This is a genomic window from Thermodesulfovibrio hydrogeniphilus (assembly GCF_054657355.1).
In genome coordinates, this window is sequence record NZ_BAAHYW010000001.1 from 637347 (window position 1) to 654126 (window position 16780).

At 38.0% G+C, this 16780-nt stretch carries 17 protein-coding genes, 1 tRNA gene and 1 pseudogene; 11 read left to right on the forward strand and 8 right to left on the reverse strand.

Annotated elements, in window-relative coordinates:
- Positions 1-15: 15 nt before the first annotated feature.
- Both ACYQ3P_RS03265 and rd read right to left on the reverse strand, forming a co-directional pair.
- Positions 16-501, reverse strand: a complete 486-nt coding sequence (locus tag ACYQ3P_RS03265) for a ferritin family protein (protein WP_460176521.1) — start codon at positions 499-501, stop codon at positions 16-18.
- Positions 502-518: 17 nt separating this feature from the next.
- Positions 519-680 (reverse strand): rubredoxin, encoded by a 162-nt coding sequence (gene rd, locus ACYQ3P_RS03270; protein ID WP_460176522.1) that lies wholly within the window; start codon positions 678-680, stop codon positions 519-521.
- 523 nt (positions 681-1203) lie between these two features.
- On the opposite strand from rd, the gene ACYQ3P_RS03275 reads away from it, so the two are divergent.
- From ACYQ3P_RS03275 to ACYQ3P_RS03290, 4 genes are all read left to right on the forward strand, one after another.
- The gene (locus ACYQ3P_RS03275; protein ID WP_460176523.1) at positions 1204-1800 is read left to right on the forward strand and encodes an IS110 family transposase; all 597 of its coding nucleotides are present in this window, start codon (positions 1204-1206) and stop codon (positions 1798-1800) included.
- A 25-nt stretch (positions 1801-1825) separates the two neighbouring features.
- On the forward strand, positions 1826-2218 hold the full coding sequence (locus ACYQ3P_RS03280) for a transposase (protein WP_460176524.1): 393 nt from the start codon (positions 1826-1828) through the stop codon (positions 2216-2218).
- A 249-nt stretch (positions 2219-2467) separates the two neighbouring features.
- Positions 2468-4675, forward strand: a complete 2208-nt coding sequence (locus ACYQ3P_RS03285) for a penicillin-binding protein 1A (protein ID WP_460176525.1) — start codon at positions 2468-2470, stop codon at positions 4673-4675.
- Positions 4672-5625 (forward strand): ketopantoate reductase family protein, encoded by a 954-nt coding sequence (locus ACYQ3P_RS03290; RefSeq protein WP_460176526.1) that lies wholly within the window; start codon positions 4672-4674, stop codon positions 5623-5625. The genes ACYQ3P_RS03285 and ACYQ3P_RS03290 overlap by 4 nt, the downstream gene beginning before the upstream one ends.
- A 6-nt stretch (positions 5626-5631) precedes the next feature.
- On the opposite strand, the gene ACYQ3P_RS03295 is transcribed toward ACYQ3P_RS03290, so the two are convergent.
- The 3 genes from ACYQ3P_RS03295 to ACYQ3P_RS03305 are packed head-to-tail and all read right to left on the reverse strand — an operon-like array spanning position 5632 to position 7541.
- Positions 5632-7086, reverse strand: a complete 1455-nt coding sequence (locus tag ACYQ3P_RS03295) for an SDR family oxidoreductase (protein ID WP_460176527.1) — start codon at positions 7084-7086, stop codon at positions 5632-5634.
- On the reverse strand, positions 7055-7387 hold the full coding sequence (locus ACYQ3P_RS03300; RefSeq protein ID WP_460176528.1) for a hypothetical protein: 333 nt from the start codon (positions 7385-7387) through the stop codon (positions 7055-7057). Before ACYQ3P_RS03300 ends, ACYQ3P_RS03295 begins: the two co-directional genes overlap by 32 nt.
- A gap of 16 nt (positions 7388-7403) precedes the next feature.
- Positions 7404-7541 (reverse strand): hypothetical protein, encoded by a 138-nt coding sequence (locus ACYQ3P_RS03305; RefSeq protein WP_460176529.1) that lies wholly within the window; start codon positions 7539-7541, stop codon positions 7404-7406.
- A 4-nt stretch (positions 7542-7545) separates the two neighbouring features.
- Here ACYQ3P_RS03305 and ACYQ3P_RS03310 point away from each other — a divergent pair, with 4 nt between their 5' ends.
- Positions 7546-7797 carry a hypothetical protein gene (locus tag ACYQ3P_RS03310; RefSeq protein ID WP_460176530.1) on the forward strand — a complete coding sequence of 84 codons (252 nt, stop codon included), beginning with the start codon at positions 7546-7548 and terminating at the stop codon, positions 7795-7797.
- A gap of 579 nt (positions 7798-8376) precedes the next feature.
- Entirely contained in the window at positions 8377-9600 is a 1224-nt protein-coding gene (locus ACYQ3P_RS03315) for a bifunctional 3,4-dihydroxy-2-butanone-4-phosphate synthase/GTP cyclohydrolase II (RefSeq protein ID WP_460176531.1), read from the forward strand.
- On the opposite strand, the gene ACYQ3P_RS03320 is transcribed toward ACYQ3P_RS03315, so the two are convergent.
- Positions 9601-9673 (reverse strand) — tRNA-Arg (locus ACYQ3P_RS03320).
- 32 nt (positions 9674-9705) lie between these two features.
- Between ACYQ3P_RS03320 and guaB the strand changes: the two genes are divergently transcribed.
- The 5 genes and pseudogenes from guaB to ACYQ3P_RS03345 all read left to right on the forward strand — a co-directional run bounded on the left by guaB (position 9706) and on the right by ACYQ3P_RS03345 (position 14667).
- On the forward strand, positions 9706-11166 hold the full coding sequence (gene guaB, locus ACYQ3P_RS03325; RefSeq protein WP_460176532.1) for an IMP dehydrogenase: 1461 nt from the start codon (positions 9706-9708) through the stop codon (positions 11164-11166).
- Between the two features lie 139 nt (positions 11167-11305).
- Positions 11306-11365 (forward strand): annotated as a pseudogene (locus tag ACYQ3P_RS03330) (erythromycin resistance leader peptide); the annotation flags it as partial.
- A gap of 77 nt (positions 11366-11442) precedes the next feature.
- Complete coding sequence (guaA, locus tag ACYQ3P_RS03335) at positions 11443-12975, forward strand: glutamine-hydrolyzing GMP synthase (RefSeq protein WP_460176533.1); 1533 nt, start codon at positions 11443-11445, stop codon at positions 12973-12975.
- 48 nt (positions 12976-13023) lie between these two features.
- Positions 13024-13911, forward strand: a complete 888-nt coding sequence (locus tag ACYQ3P_RS03340) for a polyprenyl synthetase family protein (RefSeq protein WP_460176534.1) — start codon at positions 13024-13026, stop codon at positions 13909-13911.
- Entirely contained in the window at positions 13912-14667 is a 756-nt protein-coding gene (locus ACYQ3P_RS03345; protein ID WP_460176535.1) for a TlyA family RNA methyltransferase, read from the forward strand.
- Here ACYQ3P_RS03345 and ACYQ3P_RS03350 read toward each other — a convergent pair.
- Both ACYQ3P_RS03350 and ACYQ3P_RS03355 read right to left on the reverse strand, forming a co-directional pair.
- On the reverse strand, positions 14635-15804 hold the full coding sequence (locus ACYQ3P_RS03350; protein WP_460176536.1) for a permease: 1170 nt from the start codon (positions 15802-15804) through the stop codon (positions 14635-14637). The genes ACYQ3P_RS03345 and ACYQ3P_RS03350 overlap by 33 nt on opposite strands.
- 73 nt (positions 15805-15877) lie before the next feature.
- Positions 15878-16225, reverse strand: coding sequence for an ArsR/SmtB family transcription factor (locus ACYQ3P_RS03355; RefSeq protein WP_460176537.1), 348 nt, complete (start codon positions 16223-16225; stop codon positions 15878-15880).
- Between the last annotated feature and the right edge of the window lie 555 nt (positions 16226-16780).

Here is a 16780-nt window from a genome sequence, read left to right on the forward strand (position 1 = left end):
GCTAAGCCCTCCGTTTTATCCCTCAACAATTGAAAACTCTTTCCACATGAACCAGTTGCCAGTATCCTTTAGAAAATTATAGGTCTCTGAGAATATTTTGTAATGCTGTTCCTCTTCAATTATTAACCTTTCAAAAAGCCTTTTTTCCTTTTCAGTCTGCACTTCATTTACGACATTTTTATAGAATTCCATTCCCTGCTTTTCCATTTCCATAGCGATTTTAAAGGCTTCCAAATCATCTTCAGATGCGGATATTCTTTCCATCATCTTGTCTTTCATTGTTTCAAAAATTGTTTTTATGGTCTTAATAGGCTGAGCTTCTCTTACGGTCAGTTCAAGCCCTTTCAAAACTTCTTCAATCATCTTAATATGATTTTTTTCGTCCTCTGCGATAGTAAGAAACATCTGTTTTCCCGCTGGATGAGAAACTTTCTCGGCGGCTTCGGTGTAAAATTTTATCGCATCCGTTTCCATTTTTAAAGCAAGCTCTACTGATTTCATAAAAAGCCTCCGATTTGCTATTCAGCTGGTTCAAACATATCCTTTGTAGCACCACATACAGGACATGACCATGAGTCTGGTAAATTTTCAAACGGTGTTCCAGGAGCTACTCCATTGTCTGGGTCTCCATTGGCTGGATCATAAACATATCCACATACACTGCATTTGTACTTCTTCATACTACACCTCCATTGAGTGCTTTTATAATTATTATAACTTAAATTTAGTGATTTTTTATAGGAAAACATTTGTTAGGTTGTCATTGCATGGAAATTCCTCTAATTTACCATTACAATGAATTCTCCCGCTTCTTATAGCGAGCCATATAGTTAATTTTTTTCATCATCAGAAGAGCGAGCCTTTTGCCTGTCATTGCAAGGATTCTCCTTCTCCGTCATTGCGAGCGAAGCGAAGCAATCTCTGATTGCCACACCTGCCTGTTGGCAGGCTCGCAATGACCCCTTCCTTCGTCATCGTATGATAAATATATGGACACTAAACAGGGATAAGTTAAAATAACAGGAAGAAAGAAGGTGGGCAAGGACGATTTGTCATAGGTCTTAAAGACCGTTCGCAATGTTGTCCACCACCTTCTCCCTTCCCTTAAGCCTGAACGGAACATTAGGCTCAGACAGCCTGAATGAGTTCCCACGATGATAGGATAAGGGAAGAAAAACAAAAAAATCAAATGGAGGAAGAGAAATGACAAAAGAGAAGTTCATAGTTGGAGTAGATGTGGCAAAGGATACCATAGCAGTAACAATTAGGGAAAGAGGTAAAGGTAAAAGAGCTTCTTTCAATCTAAAGAATCATGCAGAGCAGTTGCATAAGGCTTTGAAAAAGGAGCTACCTGACTGCTGTAAAGAGGATATACTGGTTGTTATGGAACATACAGGGGTTTATCATTTAAAATTAGCCCATGACTTATATGAGCAAGGGTATAAGGTAGCAATTTTGAATCCGCTGCAGACAAAGAAACTTGCGGATGCAAAGTTTAATAGAGCGAAGACAGACAAAATAGACTCTGCAGTGATAGCTGAGAGTGTGGAGATTTGCGAAGAGATAAGATTATTTAAGCCAATGGCTGAACCCCAGCGGAAGATTAAGATACTATTAACTTGCCTTGCGAAGATTCAGAAACATCTTAATTGTTTAAAGAATCAAAGAGAAGCATTAAGATATGAACCGATAATGGTAGATACAGTAATAGAAAATTTTAACGAGCTCATAAAAAATGCAGAGGAAACAATACAGAAGATGGAGAAGGAATTGGAAGAATTGGCGGTAGGCCAGTTATGAGAAACAGATAAAGTTAGCGGAGAGTGTGCCTGGAGTTGGCAAGAGGACAGCATGCATAGCAGTATCAATGTTTGGATGTTTTGAAAATTTTGACAGAGTAAAGGCAGTAGGCAGTTATATAGGGATAAGCCCGAGAGTATATGAATCGGGCAAGAGTGTAAAGAAAAAGGGGAGGATACAGAAGAAGGGGAGTGCATATATAAGGAAGATATTGTATATGGCAGCGATGTCAGCGATGAGATATAATAAGGCATGCAAAGCATTGTATGAGAGGATGATACAAAGGGGCAAGAGCAAGATGCAGGCATTGATAGCAGTAGCCCATAAACTAATAAGGCAGGTATATGGAGTTTTAAAAAGTGGGATACCATACAATGAAGAAATTGCAATGAATGGAAAAAAATACTTGACAAATTAACACGGAACATTGCGAGCGAAGCGAAGCAATCTCGTTTTTCTCCATAGATTGAGTGAATAGATTGCGTCTCATCCTCCGGATGCTCGCTATGAGGGAAAAAATCGGCGAGGCTTGCAATAACTTGGAGGAGAGCCTCTCTTGAGCCAATGTGTTGCGCTCTCTCGTAATGAAGAGAAAAAGCGTTTCCAATAAAATTTAAATCAACCCATTTCTGAGGACAATTATGTAAATCATGCTATAATAAAACTTATGAAGATTAAATTAATTCTGCTGATTGTCATACTTATTATAGCTTTTGTTGCTGGTGCAGGTTTTGCAATTTTTAGGGATGTGCCTTCAATAAAAGATTTTGGAAAAATAAAAATTCCTGAGGGAACAAAGGTTTATGCCGATGACGGGACATTAATCGGTGAGTTTAAAATTCAAAAAGGTATCTATATTCCTTTAAAGCAAATACCCAAACATCTCATAGATGCTGTTGTTGCTGTTGAGGACTCTCGCTTTTGGAAGCATAGAGGAATTGATTATATTGGCATTGGAAGAGCTTTAATTACAGATATTTTGCACATGCAACTTAAAGAAGGCGGAAGCACAATAACTCAACAGCTTGCAAAAATTATGTTTCTTACTCCAGAAAAAACACTAACAAGAAAGGTTAAAGAAGCCTATCTTGCCATGAAAATAGAAAAAGAGCTTTCAAAGGAAAAAATACTGGAGTTGTATCTTAACAATGTTTACTTTGGACACGGAGCATATGGAGTTGAGATGGCATCAAGAATATATTTTGGAAAACCCGTAAGCAGAATTACTCTTCCTGAAGCTGCTTTGCTTGCTGGACTAATCAGAGCTCCAAATACTTATTCTCCGTATAATGATCTTGTTAAAGCAAAGCAAAGACAGGAAACTGTTCTTGATAGAATGGAAAAGGAGGAATTTATAACGCCTCAGGAGAAAAAAAGAGCATTAGCTGAGTCCATTCATTTAAGTTCATTAAGAATCTCCACCGAAAACTACAATTATTTCCTTGAATATGTAAGAAAGCAGCTTGAAGAAAGCTTTGATGTTGAAAAAATCTACAAAGGCAATTTAAAAGTCTATACAACCCTTGATTCTAAAGCCCAGATATCTGCCCAAAAGGCACTACAAGAAGGCTTAAGGGATGTTGATAAGAGAATGGGTTGGAGAGGTCCTATTGGAAAAGTGTCAATAAAAGACGAAGAAGGTGAGGAAAAGTTATCATTTCTGCCTTCTCAAGGAGATATTGCAAGGGGAGTGGTTCTTTCTGTCTCTCCCAATCAAGCAGTTATTAAGGCAAGAGGTGTGAAAGGGAAATTAAATCTTCAAGATGCCCAATGGGCAAGTAGAGTAATTGATTCATCGGGTAATGTAAAAATTTTGAAAAACTTCAAACTGACAGATGTGCTAAAACCCGGTGATGTCATTATGGTTAAATTCAAATCAGTTGGAAAAGAGATTCTATTCTCCCTTGAGCAAGAACCAGAAATTGAAGGAGCTTTGTTTGCTATAGACCCTCAGACAGGATACATAAGAGCAATGGTTGGTGGATACAGCTTTCAGAGGGGAGAGTTCAATAGAGCAGTCTATGCAAAAAGGCAGCCGGGAAGCTCGTTTAAACCTTTTGTTTATGCAGCAGCTATTGAAAAGGGATTTAATCCAGAAGACACTATTCTTGATGAGCCTATCAGTTACTCAACTGGATTGAAAGAGTGGTCACCGTCTAATTATGACGGAGAATTCTGGGGAGAAATCACATTAAGAAGAGCACTTGCATTTTCAAGAAATGTCCCAACAGTTAGGCTTGCAGAAACAATTGGTATTAACTCAATAATGGATTTAGCAAAGAGAGCAGGAATTAAATCTGATATGCCAGCTGATCTCACAATTGCTCTCGGAAGCATGAGTCTGTCTCCAATGGAATTGACAACAGCCTTTGCAGTATTTGCAAATGGAGGTAAAAGAGTCAAACCTATTGCAATCAAATATGTTACTGATGCCTCTGGCAAAGTTTTGCTACAAAATGACCCGCAGTTGGAAGACGCAATATCCCCTGAGGTTGCTTATACGATTACTGATATGTTAAAAGATGTAATTTCATATGGAACAGGAGCAAGGGCAAATATTGGAAGACCTGCTGCAGGAAAAACCGGGACAAGCAATGAATTTAGGGATGCATGGTTTGTTGGCTATACCCCACAACTTGTAGCAGGAGTATGGGTTGGTTATGATGATATGAGGAAAAGTCTTGGGAGGGGAGAGGCAGGCGGAAGAGTCTCTGCTCCTATTTGGGCTCAGTTTATGAAAGAAGCACTTGCAGGAGAGCCTGCAACAGACTTTAATCCTTCAAAACAACCAGAACAAGATGCGAGTCAGTCGCCTCAACCCACTGGACCAGTCAATCCTTCTGGAGGACAAAAGGACAACAGGAGTTTTCTATGAAAATATTAGTTTGCGGACTTGGAGCTTTAGGAATAGTTTTTGCAACATGCCTTAAAACAACAGGACAGACTGTCTTTGGATTGACAAAAGAGAAATACATTGAAAAACTTAAAAATAAACCTTTGAGAATAACTGGTCTTTTTGGGAATAAAGAAGCTCTATTAGATGGACTCTTTACTCATATTGATGACATTCAACTTAAAGATTTAGACTTTATAATCATTGCAGTAAAGGCATATGATACTGAAAAAGCAATAAATCAAATTAGACCTTTGCTTGGAGAAAAAACTCTTGTTCTTCTTGCACAGAATGGATATGGAAATTACGAAATAGCCAGCTCAATAATAGGGAAAGAAAGAGTTATTCTTTCAAGAGTAATATTCGGAGCTAAAGTTTTAGAGCCTGGATTTGCTGAAGTTACAGTTTTTGCGGATGATGTTGTTATTGGTCAACCTGAGCAATTGATTTCAAATGAAAAATTAAATGAAATTGCTAAAATTTTTAATAAATCTGGAATTCCTACAAGAGTATCTCAGGATGTATATGCAATTTTATGGGATAAAATACTCTATAACTCTGCTTTAAACCCTCTTGGAGCAATTCTTGAATGCAGTTACGGAACTTTAGCAGAAAATGAAGAAACTAAAGCGATAATGAACCAAATTATTAAGGAAATCTTTGAAGTTGCAGCTGTCCACAAAATAAAACTCAATTGGAAGGATGCTGAGCAATATATTGAACATTTTTATAAAAATCTTGTTCCTCCTACTGCAAAACATTTTCCTTCAATGTATTATGATATTCAAGGGGGAAAGAAAACGGAAATAGATGCCCTAAATGGCGCAATTGTAAGACTTGCAAAAGAGGCTGGAATTTCAGCACCTGTTAATGCGACAATTACGAATATTATAAAAGTCAAGGAAAAGCTTAAACTAAAACACCAATTATAGATTTATTTATTTAACTTGACTAACTATCTTTTCAATCATCATTTTAAAAATTATCTTATGAAATGGTAAAAGAATGTTCCAATAAACTCTTCCCCATAAGCCCTTTGGATAAAAATAGGCGGTTTGCATAAAAATGTCTTCATCTATTGAAAATTCAAGCCATGCTTTGCCAGGTAGCTTCATCTGAGCCTCAAGAAGAAGTCTTTTACCTTCAACAATATCTATAACTTTCCAGAAATCAATTACATCACCGACTCTCAATTCACGAGCAGGTCGCCTGCCTCTGTTAATTCCATATCCTCCAACAAGTTTGTCAATCAGACCCCTTATTGCCCATAAAAAATTAAGGGCATACCAGCCTTTTTGTCCACCTAAGTTTTTGCAAATCTCAAAGATTTCATTTGCCTTTTCTTTGGGAATTTTCTTTATATAGGCATCTTTATAAACTGCCTTTGATATTTCTGGAACATGTGGAACATCGCAAACTATGCCTTTTGAGCTGTCACACCATCTGCTTATTACCTGATTTTTCTCTATTTCTTCAATTGCCCTTTTGATGGCTTCTTTAAAACTTACAACTTTTATATCTGGAAAGTACTTTTTTGCATTATCATTGGTTTTTACTGTTTTAGATTTAAGACCTAATACAAGTTCCCTTGCCAAATCAAAATTAACTGGAGTAAAAAGCACAAGCCAATAAGACGAAAGTTTGGGTGATAACACAGGAACATCAATTATTAGTCTCTTTAGCCCCAAAACAGATGCTGTCTCCAAAAGCATCTCCTTAAAAGTCATTGCTTCCATGCCAATATCAATTTTGTCATGAATTGGATTATCACTTAAAATTGCAGACTTGAGGTATTTAATTACATCATCAATGTAAATCGGACAGGTTGGAGTTTTAACCCATCTTGGAGTAATCATAACTGGAAGTTTTTCAACAAGATTCCTAATTATCTCAAAGCTTGCACTACCTGAACCTATTATCACTCCAGCCCTAAACCATGCAGTTTTTACCTTTTCAGAATTTGCACTTAAGATTTCACCTGTAATGTAACGGCTCCTAAGATGAGGACTTGCATCTTTAAGCTCTCCAAGACCTCCCAAGTAAACAATCTGCTTCACTGAAGCCTTTTCACAACATTTCCTGAAATTCTCAGCACTCTGCCTTTCTTTTTCTTCGTAATCCTTATCTTTTCCCATCATATGAATAAGATAAACCGCAACATCAACATTTTGGAGAGAATTTTCTAAAACAGCGGTGTTGAATGTATCTCCCTCAAATATTTCGCATTTTTGGGCTATTTTAGGCTCTAACTTGTTTTTATTTCTTACCAGAAGCCTTATTTTTATTTTTTCATCAAGAAGGCTGTATAGAAGTCTTCTTCCAACAAAACCTGTTGCGCCTGTGATTAAAACTGTTTTCATCTCAATGGGAATGTCCTTTCTCTGAATGTCCACCAGCAATTATGTAGACTGTTTCAGTCTCTGCAATGTTTTCAAAATAACAGCTCTCCTCCTCAACTATATGAAATGCCTCTCCTTCTTTCAAAATTCCTTCCCAAACACCTGTAACCTTAACTTTTCCTTTAAGTATTAAGACGATTTCTTCATGACCTTTTCCCGGTTTTATTATTCTTTCCTTTTCTCTGGGCTTAAGAACTCCATAAATCATATAACAAGCATGGGAGTCAGTAAGTTCAGAGCCAATAATAAATTCACCATTCTGGTTAAAAATGTTTGGAATTTGAAGAATTTTCATCGTTAAAATAGCCTCCTCAAGTATATTTGTGCGGACAATCAATTCTATTATTCAAGTATCTCAAAATTGATTTTTCAAATTCCTCAAAAACCTCTTTTCTCAGTATTGAAATAATTACTGCTGGGTCTATTTTTTTCATAATCATCTTATGCATATTTTTGATAGAACATCAATTACATTGTTTTCACCATACACAATTTTATTTTAACTTCTGCGAGGGCAACAGTCTCAAGATATGTTTTGAAAAATTTTATGAGATAGGGATAGCAGGGTTTGAGATAGAGAGAGTGAAAATAAAGATTATGAGCAAACTTAATGAGGAACAGAAGAAGGTATTGAGAATATTAGGAGTTGAGGAAAAGGTATTCAGAACTTACGAAAGTGCGAGAGAACTTTGTAGGCTAATCTAAAAATTGTAACCCATTGATTTTAAAATTTGGAGCTGAGCTTCGGCTCGTGACAGGCTTAGCATACGTAGCAATCTCGTCCCTCTTTCTGTCATTGAGAGGGACCTTAGTCCCGAACCAATCTCCACCATCCGTCATGTGGAGCAAAGCGAGGAAGTCTTGCCTTTTTCTTTCAACAAGGGACGAGATTGCTTCGCTTCGCTCGCAATGACAAAAAAAATAATCAGTGAGGCTCGCAATGACGAGAAAAAATAAATGGTGAGGCGATGATGATCCATTTTCGTAATTGCAAGAGTGCAACAGCACCCGAAGCAATCTCTACCACACCGTCATTGCGATAGGTCGCCACGCCTTCAGCTCGCGACAGGCTCCTACCTTCCTCGTCATTGCGAGGGTGCGTTAGCACCCGAAGCAATCTCAAAAAAATTATTTAAGCATATTCGCAATCTCAGATTAAAAAAGGTTTTATAAAAAATGGCTCAACTTAGGAACTATTTAAATTTTGGAAAAATATTCAATGGTTTTGATATATTATACTATTCAGCCTAATTAAATTTTTAGGGAAAATAACAGGAGGATAAAATGGGTAGCAAAAAGCAGGAGTATAAATTTAATACAATAGAAGAAGTTCTTGATGATGTCCGCGAAGGCAAAATGATTATTATTGTTGATGATGAGGATAGAGAAAATGAAGGAGATTTGTTTATAGCAGCTGAAAAAGTAACTCCAGAGGCAATAAATTTTATGGCTAAACATGCAAGAGGACTTATTTGTCTTGCACTTACTCCTGAGCGAGTTGAAGAGCTTAAACTACCCATGATGGTAGATATCAATGAATCACCCCATCAAACAGCATTTACTGTTTCAATAGAAGCAAGGCGAGGAGTTACTACAGGAATATCAGCCTATGACAGAGCTCTAACAATTCTTACAGCAATAGACCCAAAAACCAAGCCAGAGGACCTTGTTAAACCCGGACATGTATTTCCTCTCAGGTCCCAAAGAGGAGGAGTTCTCAAAAGAGCTGGTCATACAGAGGCAGCAGTTGACCTTGCTCGTATTGCAGGACTTTATCCAGCGGGTGTTATATGTGAAATAATGAACGAAGACGGAACAATGGCAAGAGTGCCCCAACTAATGGAATTTGCCAAAAATCAGGGATTAAAAATTACAACCATAAAGGATTTAATAAGATACCGAATGCGAAATGAAACACTTGTAAGAAGAGTTGCTACAGTACAACTACCAACTGACTATGGTGAATTCAAAGCAATAGCATATACAACGCTTATTGATGATAAAGTTCATCTTGCCCTTGTCAAGGGCGAAATAAAGCCAAACGATGAGGTGCTTGTAAGAGTCCATTCTGAATGTCTTACAGGAGATGTATTTCTCTCCAAGAGATGTGACTGTGGCTCACAGCTTCACAGAGCACTTGAAATGATAGAAGAGGCAGGTAAAGGTGTTCTTCTTTATATGCGACAGGAAGGTAGAGGCATAGGATTGCTTAATAAACTTAAGGCATACGAACTACAGGAAAAGGGATATGATACAGTTGAAGCTAACATAAAACTTGGCTTTAAACCAGACTTAAGGGACTATGGAATTGGTGCTCAAATCTTGGTTGACCTTGGCATAAGAAAAATGAAATTAATGACCAATAATCCTCGCAAAATTGTTGGTCTTGAGGGATATGGATTGAAGGTCATAGAAAGAGTTCCAATTGAAATTAAGCCGAATGATAAAAATCAATGCTATTTGAAAACTAAGAAGGAGAAGTTAGGACATTTATTGACAAATGTATAACGCGCCTGAGAGGATTTGAACCTCCGACCTTGGGGTCCGGAGCCCCATGCTCTGTCCCCTGAGCTACAGGCGCAACTAAAATAATTATAGCATAAAGGAGTAGCCATGAGAGAAAGTGAAATTCCATTGGGATTAACCTTTGATGATGTTTTGCTTGTACCTTCAAAATCAGATGTTGTTCCGTCAGAGGTAGATGTTTCAACATACTTTACCCCAAACATAAAGTTAAATATTCCCCTTGTATCTGCAGCAATGGACACAGTCACAGAGGCAAATCTTGCTATTGCGATTTCAAGAGAAGGCGGTATTGGTGTTATTCACAGAAATATGCCACCGGAGAAGCAGGCACTTGAGGTGGATAAAGTAAAAAAATCTGAAAGTGGTATGATTATTGACCCAATTACGATTTCTCCTGATGCACCAATTTCAGAAGCATTAGCTCTAATGGAAAGATACAGAATTTCTGGTGTTCCGGTTACTGTAAATGGAAAACTTGTTGGGATTATAACAAACAGAGATTTAAAATTTGAAAGAGATTTTACAAAAAAAGTTGAAGAGGTTATGACCAAAGAAAGACTTATCACTGCAAAGGAAGGAATAAGTCTTGAAGAGGCTCAGGAGATTTTACATAAATACAAAATTGAGAAACTACCAATTGTTGACGATGATTTTAATCTCAAAGGTTTAATCACAATAAAAGACATAGAAAAGAGAAAAAAATATCCCAATGCATGCAAAGACAGTCTTGGCAGACTTAGAGTTGCTGCTGCTGTTGGAGTTGGTGAGGCATCTATTTATAGAGCAGAACTTCTCGTTAAAGCTGGTGTTGATGCCATAGTAATAGATACAGCACACGGACATAGCAAGAGTGTTATTGAAACTCTCAAAGAACTAAAAAGAAGATTTGATGTTGATGTAGTTGTTGGCAACATTGCTACCAAAGAGGCTGCAGAGGAACTGATTGAGGCAGGTGCAGATGCTGTAAAAATCGGAATAGGACCTGGCTCAATCTGTACAACAAGAATTGTTGCAGGAGCAGGAGTTCCACAACTGACCGCAATAATGGAGTGTTACTCTGTCACATCAAAATACAATATTCCCCTAATCGCTGATGGAGGAATTAAGTATTCAGGCGATATAACTAAAGCCCTTGCCGCTGGTGCTCACTGTGTTATGATTGGAAGTCTTTTTGCTGGCACGGACGAGGCACCCGGAGAAATAATTCTTTATCAGGGCAGAACTTACAAAACATACAGAGGCATGGGTTCGCTCGGAGCAATGCAGGAAGGCTCCCGTGACAGATATAAACAAGAGGGAGTTTCCTCAGATAAACTCGTTCCAGAAGGCATTGAAGGAAGAGTGCCATACAGAGGTCCACTTGCCAAAAGTGTTCATCAGTTAGTTGGAGGACTTAAATCTGGAATGGGCTACTGTGGATGCAGAAATCTTGAAGAGCTTCGTCAAAAGGCAAGATTTATCAGAATCACAAATGCAGGGCTAAGAGAAAGCCATGTTCACGATGTTACAATCACAAGGGAAGCACCAAACTACTGGATAGAGGATTAATCGTTAATGCTGAAGGACCTAAGGATAGAAATAGACAAAAGTCACTGCGAGCAAATAGATGTGGCGAAGCAATGTCAGAGATTGCCACGCCTGCCTGACGGCAGGCTCGCAATGACATCCTTTTTGACATCGCGATGTATTCTCTTTCTTCGTCATTGCAAGGGTGCGCTATCATCCGAAGCAATCTCATCTTTTTTGATGCCACGCTTAACTCGCAATAACAGTAAAAAGTGTTTATTTTTCAAAAGGTTTTAGTATTTTTAGGAGGAGTAAATAATGGATGAAATTTTAGTAATAGATTTTGGTTCACAATACACCCAGCTTATTGCAAGAAGAGTAAGGGAGCTTAAGGTTTACTCTGAAATAGTTCCATGCACTGCTCCTTTTTCTGAGATAAAAAAAAGAAAACCTAAGGGCATTATTCTTTCAGGTGGTCCTGCGAGTGTTTTTGAAGAGGGCTCACCAAAGATTGACAAAGAAATTTTTGCTCTTGGTATTCCTATTCTTGGAATATGCTATGGCATGCAGCTTATAACATATCTTCTTGGAGGCAAGGTTTCAAAGGCTGAAAAAAGGGAATACGGAAAAGCAATCCTAAAAATTGATGACTTTGAGGACCTTTTTGAAGGTGTATCTGTAGAAACAGTTGTTTGGATGAGCCATGCAGATAAAATTGATGCCATGCCTGAAGGCTTTATAAGACTTGCTCATACTGAGAACTCTCCTTATGCAGCACTGGCTAATAGGGATAAAAAAATTTATGCCCTCCAATTCCATCCAGAAGTTGCCCATACTGAGGAAGGCAAAAAGATTTTGAAAAACTTTGTCATAAAAATCTGTGGTTGCAAGCCTACATGGAACATGCACTCCTTTGCAGAGCAGCAAATAGAAGAGATAAGAAAAAAAGTTGGAGACTCTAAAGTAGTATGTGCGCTAAGCGGAGGAGTTGATTCTACTGTTACGGCAGTTCTTGTTCATAAGGCAATTGGAGATAATCTTACATGTATTTTTGTTGACAACGGAGTTCTCAGAGCTGGAGAGAGGGAAAAGGTTGAAAAAATGCTGAGAGAAAATTTTCATATAAATTTGAAAGTTGTTGATGCCACTGATAGATTTCTTCATAAACTCAAAGGAGTCAAAGACCCTGAAAAAAAGAGAAAGATAATCGGCGGAGAGTTTATAAAGATATTTGAAGAAGAGGCAAAAAAGATTGAAGGCGTAAAATTCCTTGCTCAAGGTACACTTTATCCTGATGTAATTGAAAGCGTATCTTTTAAAGGACCTTCAGCAACAATTAAGAGTCATCACAATGTTGGTGGACTTTTAAAGAGAATGAAGCTTAAGCTTATTGAACCTCTTAGGGAATTGTTTAAAGATGAAGTGAGGGCTTTAGGAAAGGAGCTTGGAATACCCGATGAAATTCTTTATAGACATCCTTTCCCTGGACCGGGTCTTGCGATAAGATGCATTGGAGAGGTAACAAAAGAAAAACTTGAAATACTAAGGCAGGCTGATAAAATTGTTCTTGAAGAAATTAAAAATTCTGGATGGTATAAAAAAGTCTGGCAGTCCTTTGCTGTTATTTTGCCTGTTAGAACAGTTGGAGTTATGGGCGATGAAAGAACTTATGATTATGTTATTGCCATAAGGGCAGTTCATAGTGTTGATGGAATGACAGCTGACTGGGTTAGACTTCCATACGAATTACTTGAAAGACTTTCAAATAGGATAATCAACGAAGTCAAAGGAGTTAACAGGGTTGTTTATGACATAACCTCAAAACCACCAGGAACAATTGAATGGGAATGATGGTGGTTAGTGACTCGTGACTCGTGGCTGGTGGTTGGTGATTGGGGGATGGTGTTTGATTTAAAGGAATATATAAAAGAGAAAAAGGCAAAGGTTGACAGCTTCATAGCTACATATTTTAATCCTCCTGTGGTGCCTGAAATTCTTCATAACTCAGTAATGTACTCTTTAACTGCAGGTGGAAAAAGAATTCGTCCTATTCTTTGCATTGCCTCCTACGAAGCATGTGAAGGCTTAGAAGACATAACAGCCTATGCAACCGCTATTGAGTTTATTCATACATACTCACTCATTCATGATGACCTGCCAGCAATGGACAATGATGACCTAAGAAGAGGAAAACCCACAAATCATAAGGTATTTGGAGAAGGAATGGCAATCTTGGCAGGAGATGGACTTTTAACTGAGGCATTCACAATACTTTCAAATACAAAATTTGCCAAAGTAAGCAAAGAAGCATTGTTAAAGGTAATTTTTGAACTCTCCAATGCAGCAGGCTTAAGAGGAATGGTTGCAGGACAGGCTTATGACTTGATTGCAGAGGGCAAAGAGCCTGACAAAGATATAGTTGAATTTATTCATTTGAACAAAACCGCAGCCTTAATTAAAGCATCTGTTAAAGCCGGGGCAATTCTTGCTGAGGCAGATGAAGATAAAGTTAAAAAACTTGAAACCTATGGAAATTCAATTGGTCTTGCCTTTCAAATTGTTGACGATGTGCTTGACATTGAAGGCACAACTGAGGAGCTTGGAAAACCTAAAGGCTCTGACTTAAAAAAAGAGAAGATGACATATCCAAGAGTCTTTGGAATAGAAAAATCAAAGCAAAAGGCAAAGGAATTAATTGACATAGCCCTTGAGCAATTAAAAGATTTTGACCAAAAAGCAGAACCTTTAAGAGAAATTGCAAAATATATAATCAAACGAACATCTTAAATGAAAATTCGGCTTGACCAGCTTATTTATCAACGAGGAATTACTGAAAGCAGAGAAAAGGCCCGAGCCTTGATTCTTGAAGGCAAAATCATTGTAAATGGAAATAAAATTGAAAAACCAGGCACCCTTGTTGATGAAAACTCTGAGATAAACCTTTGCGGAGAGATACTTCCCTATGTAAGCAGAGGAGGACTAAAGCTTGAGGCAGCAATTGAAGAGTTTAATGTAGATGTAAAAGAAAAAGTATGTCTTGATGTTGGTGCAAGCACAGGAGGATTTACAGACTGTCTTCTTCAGCATGGAGCAAAGAAGGTTTATGCAGTTGATGTTGGATATGGTCAGCTTGCATGGAAGTTGAGGACAGATCCAAGAGTTATTCCAATAGAGAAGACAAACATAAGATACATGCCAAAGGAAAAAGTGCCTGAAGCTGTTGATATAGCAACAGTTGATGTTTCATTTATATCTCTGAAGCTCGTTATTCCAAAGGTTTTAGAGTTTTTAAAAGAAAATGGTGAAATAATTGCTCTTATAAAGCCACAGTTTGAAGTTGGCAAAGATGAAGTTGAACACGGAGGAGTAATAAAGTCACCTGAGAAAAGGACTCGGGTTGTTGAAGATATGAAGAAATTTTTTGAAAGTATAGGGCTTAAAGTTATAGGAGTAATAGAGTCACCGATAAAAGGGCAAAAGGGAAATATTGAATATTTGATTTATGCAATATTAATCAAAGAGGCTTCCGAAGAGCAATCCTGAGACAGTTGCCATTATTACAACAAGACATACATAGACAAATGTTTTTTTCAATCCAATTGTTCTTGCAATAACCATCATGCTTGGAAGACTTAATGCTGGTCCTGCAAGCAAAAGTGCAAGGGCTGGACCTTTACCCATTCCAGCACCTAAAAGCCCCTGAATTATTGGCACTTCTGTAAGGGTTGCAAAATACATAAAAGCTCCTACAATGCTTGCAATAAAGTTTGCCTGAAGAGAATTCCCTCCAACCAAAGCATAAACCCACTCAGAAGGTATTATGCCTTCATGCCCTACTCTTCCAAAGCAGAAACCTGCAACAAGAACACCTATGAAAAGAAGAGGAATGATAAGATAAGCATAATACCATGTTTGATAAACCCATTGATTTAGCTCATCTTTACTAAACCATTTAAGACTTGAAATCAAAGTCAAGGTCAGAAACAACAAAGCTAAAAACCATTTTATATTATAGATAAACCACCAGAAAGCAACTGCACCCTCCGCAGGCTTTCCCCAGTTTGCAAAAACAAGAAATCCTATCATGAAAAAAACATGAAGAACCGTTTGATGAACAGGCTTTGCCTGTATACCTGAAATATCAAAATCCTCATCTGCTTGCCTTTGTTTTTCTTCTTTTATAAATATCAGATGCATAAGAAGTCCGATAATTATGCTAAAAGCAACTGCTCCTACTGCCCTTGCCACTCCAATATCCCATCCAAGAACTCTTGCTGTAAGAATAATGGCAAGCACATTTATTGCAGGACCTGAATAAAGAAATGCAATTGCCGGACCAAGACCTGCTCCTCTTTGATAAATGCTCATAAAAAGAGGAAGAATTGTGCATGAACATACTGCAAGGATTGAACCTGAAACAGATGCAACTCCGTATGAGAGAATCTTATTTGCCCTTGCACCAAAATACTTCATAACAGCAGCCTTATTTACAAAAACAGCAATTGCTCCAGCAATGAAAAAAGCTGGAATAAGACACAGAAGAACATGCTCTCTTGCATACCACTTTGCCAGAGCAAGTGATTCAAAAATTGCATTCGTAAATCTTGAGTTTTCTATTGGCAAAAAATAGAAAATAAAAAAAAGCAAAACTATAAAAAATAATTTTTTTCTCTCACTCATCTTCCTCTCCCTTCTCTTATTTCTCTATCCACCATTCACTAACCACCATCCACCAACCACCAATCACCATCCACTAATCACCACTCTTATAACGAGGGTCTTCTGTTTTTTTAAATTCCTCAAGTCTTTTAAGTTCTTCTTTTATGTCTTCGTCTGAAATCTTCTCAATAACTGACAAGATTAAAAAACGGCGGAATAAATCAGCGCTTTCAAGGCTGTAAAGAACCCATTTTCCCTTTTTTCTTATTTTTACGAGCCCAGCATCCTTTAAAACTCCAAGATGAAAAGAAACCTTAGGCTGAACCATATTTAGGGCATTCACTATCTCACAAACGCAAAGCTCTCCTTTTTCAAGAAGCTTAATAATTTTTAACCTTGTCTCATCTGATAATGCCTTAAAGATATTCACCAAATTTTCCATGTTGAAATATAAAAAATTTTTTATATGTTTGTCAATCTGATTGTCAAATCCCAAAAAAAGCAATAGAAATCCAATAATTTGGTATAACCATCTGAAAATTGAGAATTTTTTGCTGTCATTGTGAGCATCTCTTTATTTTTTGGTCATTGCGAGCCTGCCGTCTATTTTTCTCCGTCATTGCGAGCCTGCCGACAGGCAGGCGTGGCAATCTCTTCGTTGGGAAAAAAGTAAGAAGACGAGATTGCTTCGGGACTTCATCCCTCGCAATGACGATGAGGGGTGGTCATTGCGAGGCAGACCGAATGTCTGCCGAAGCAATCCCGTCTTTTTCCTTGAGCCCTTTGCCTGTCATTTCGACTCCGAGCGAAGCGAGGAGGAAGCAATCTCGTTCCTTGTTGAAAAAGAAAGGCGAGAATTCCTCGCTTTGCTCGAAATGACGGCGTAGTGGAGATTGCTTCGGATGCGGAGACTGTCGCGAGCCGAAGGCGTGGCGATGCCCTCGCAATGACCCCTATTTCGTCATCACGAGGCTTGCGACAGCAAGCCGAAGTGATC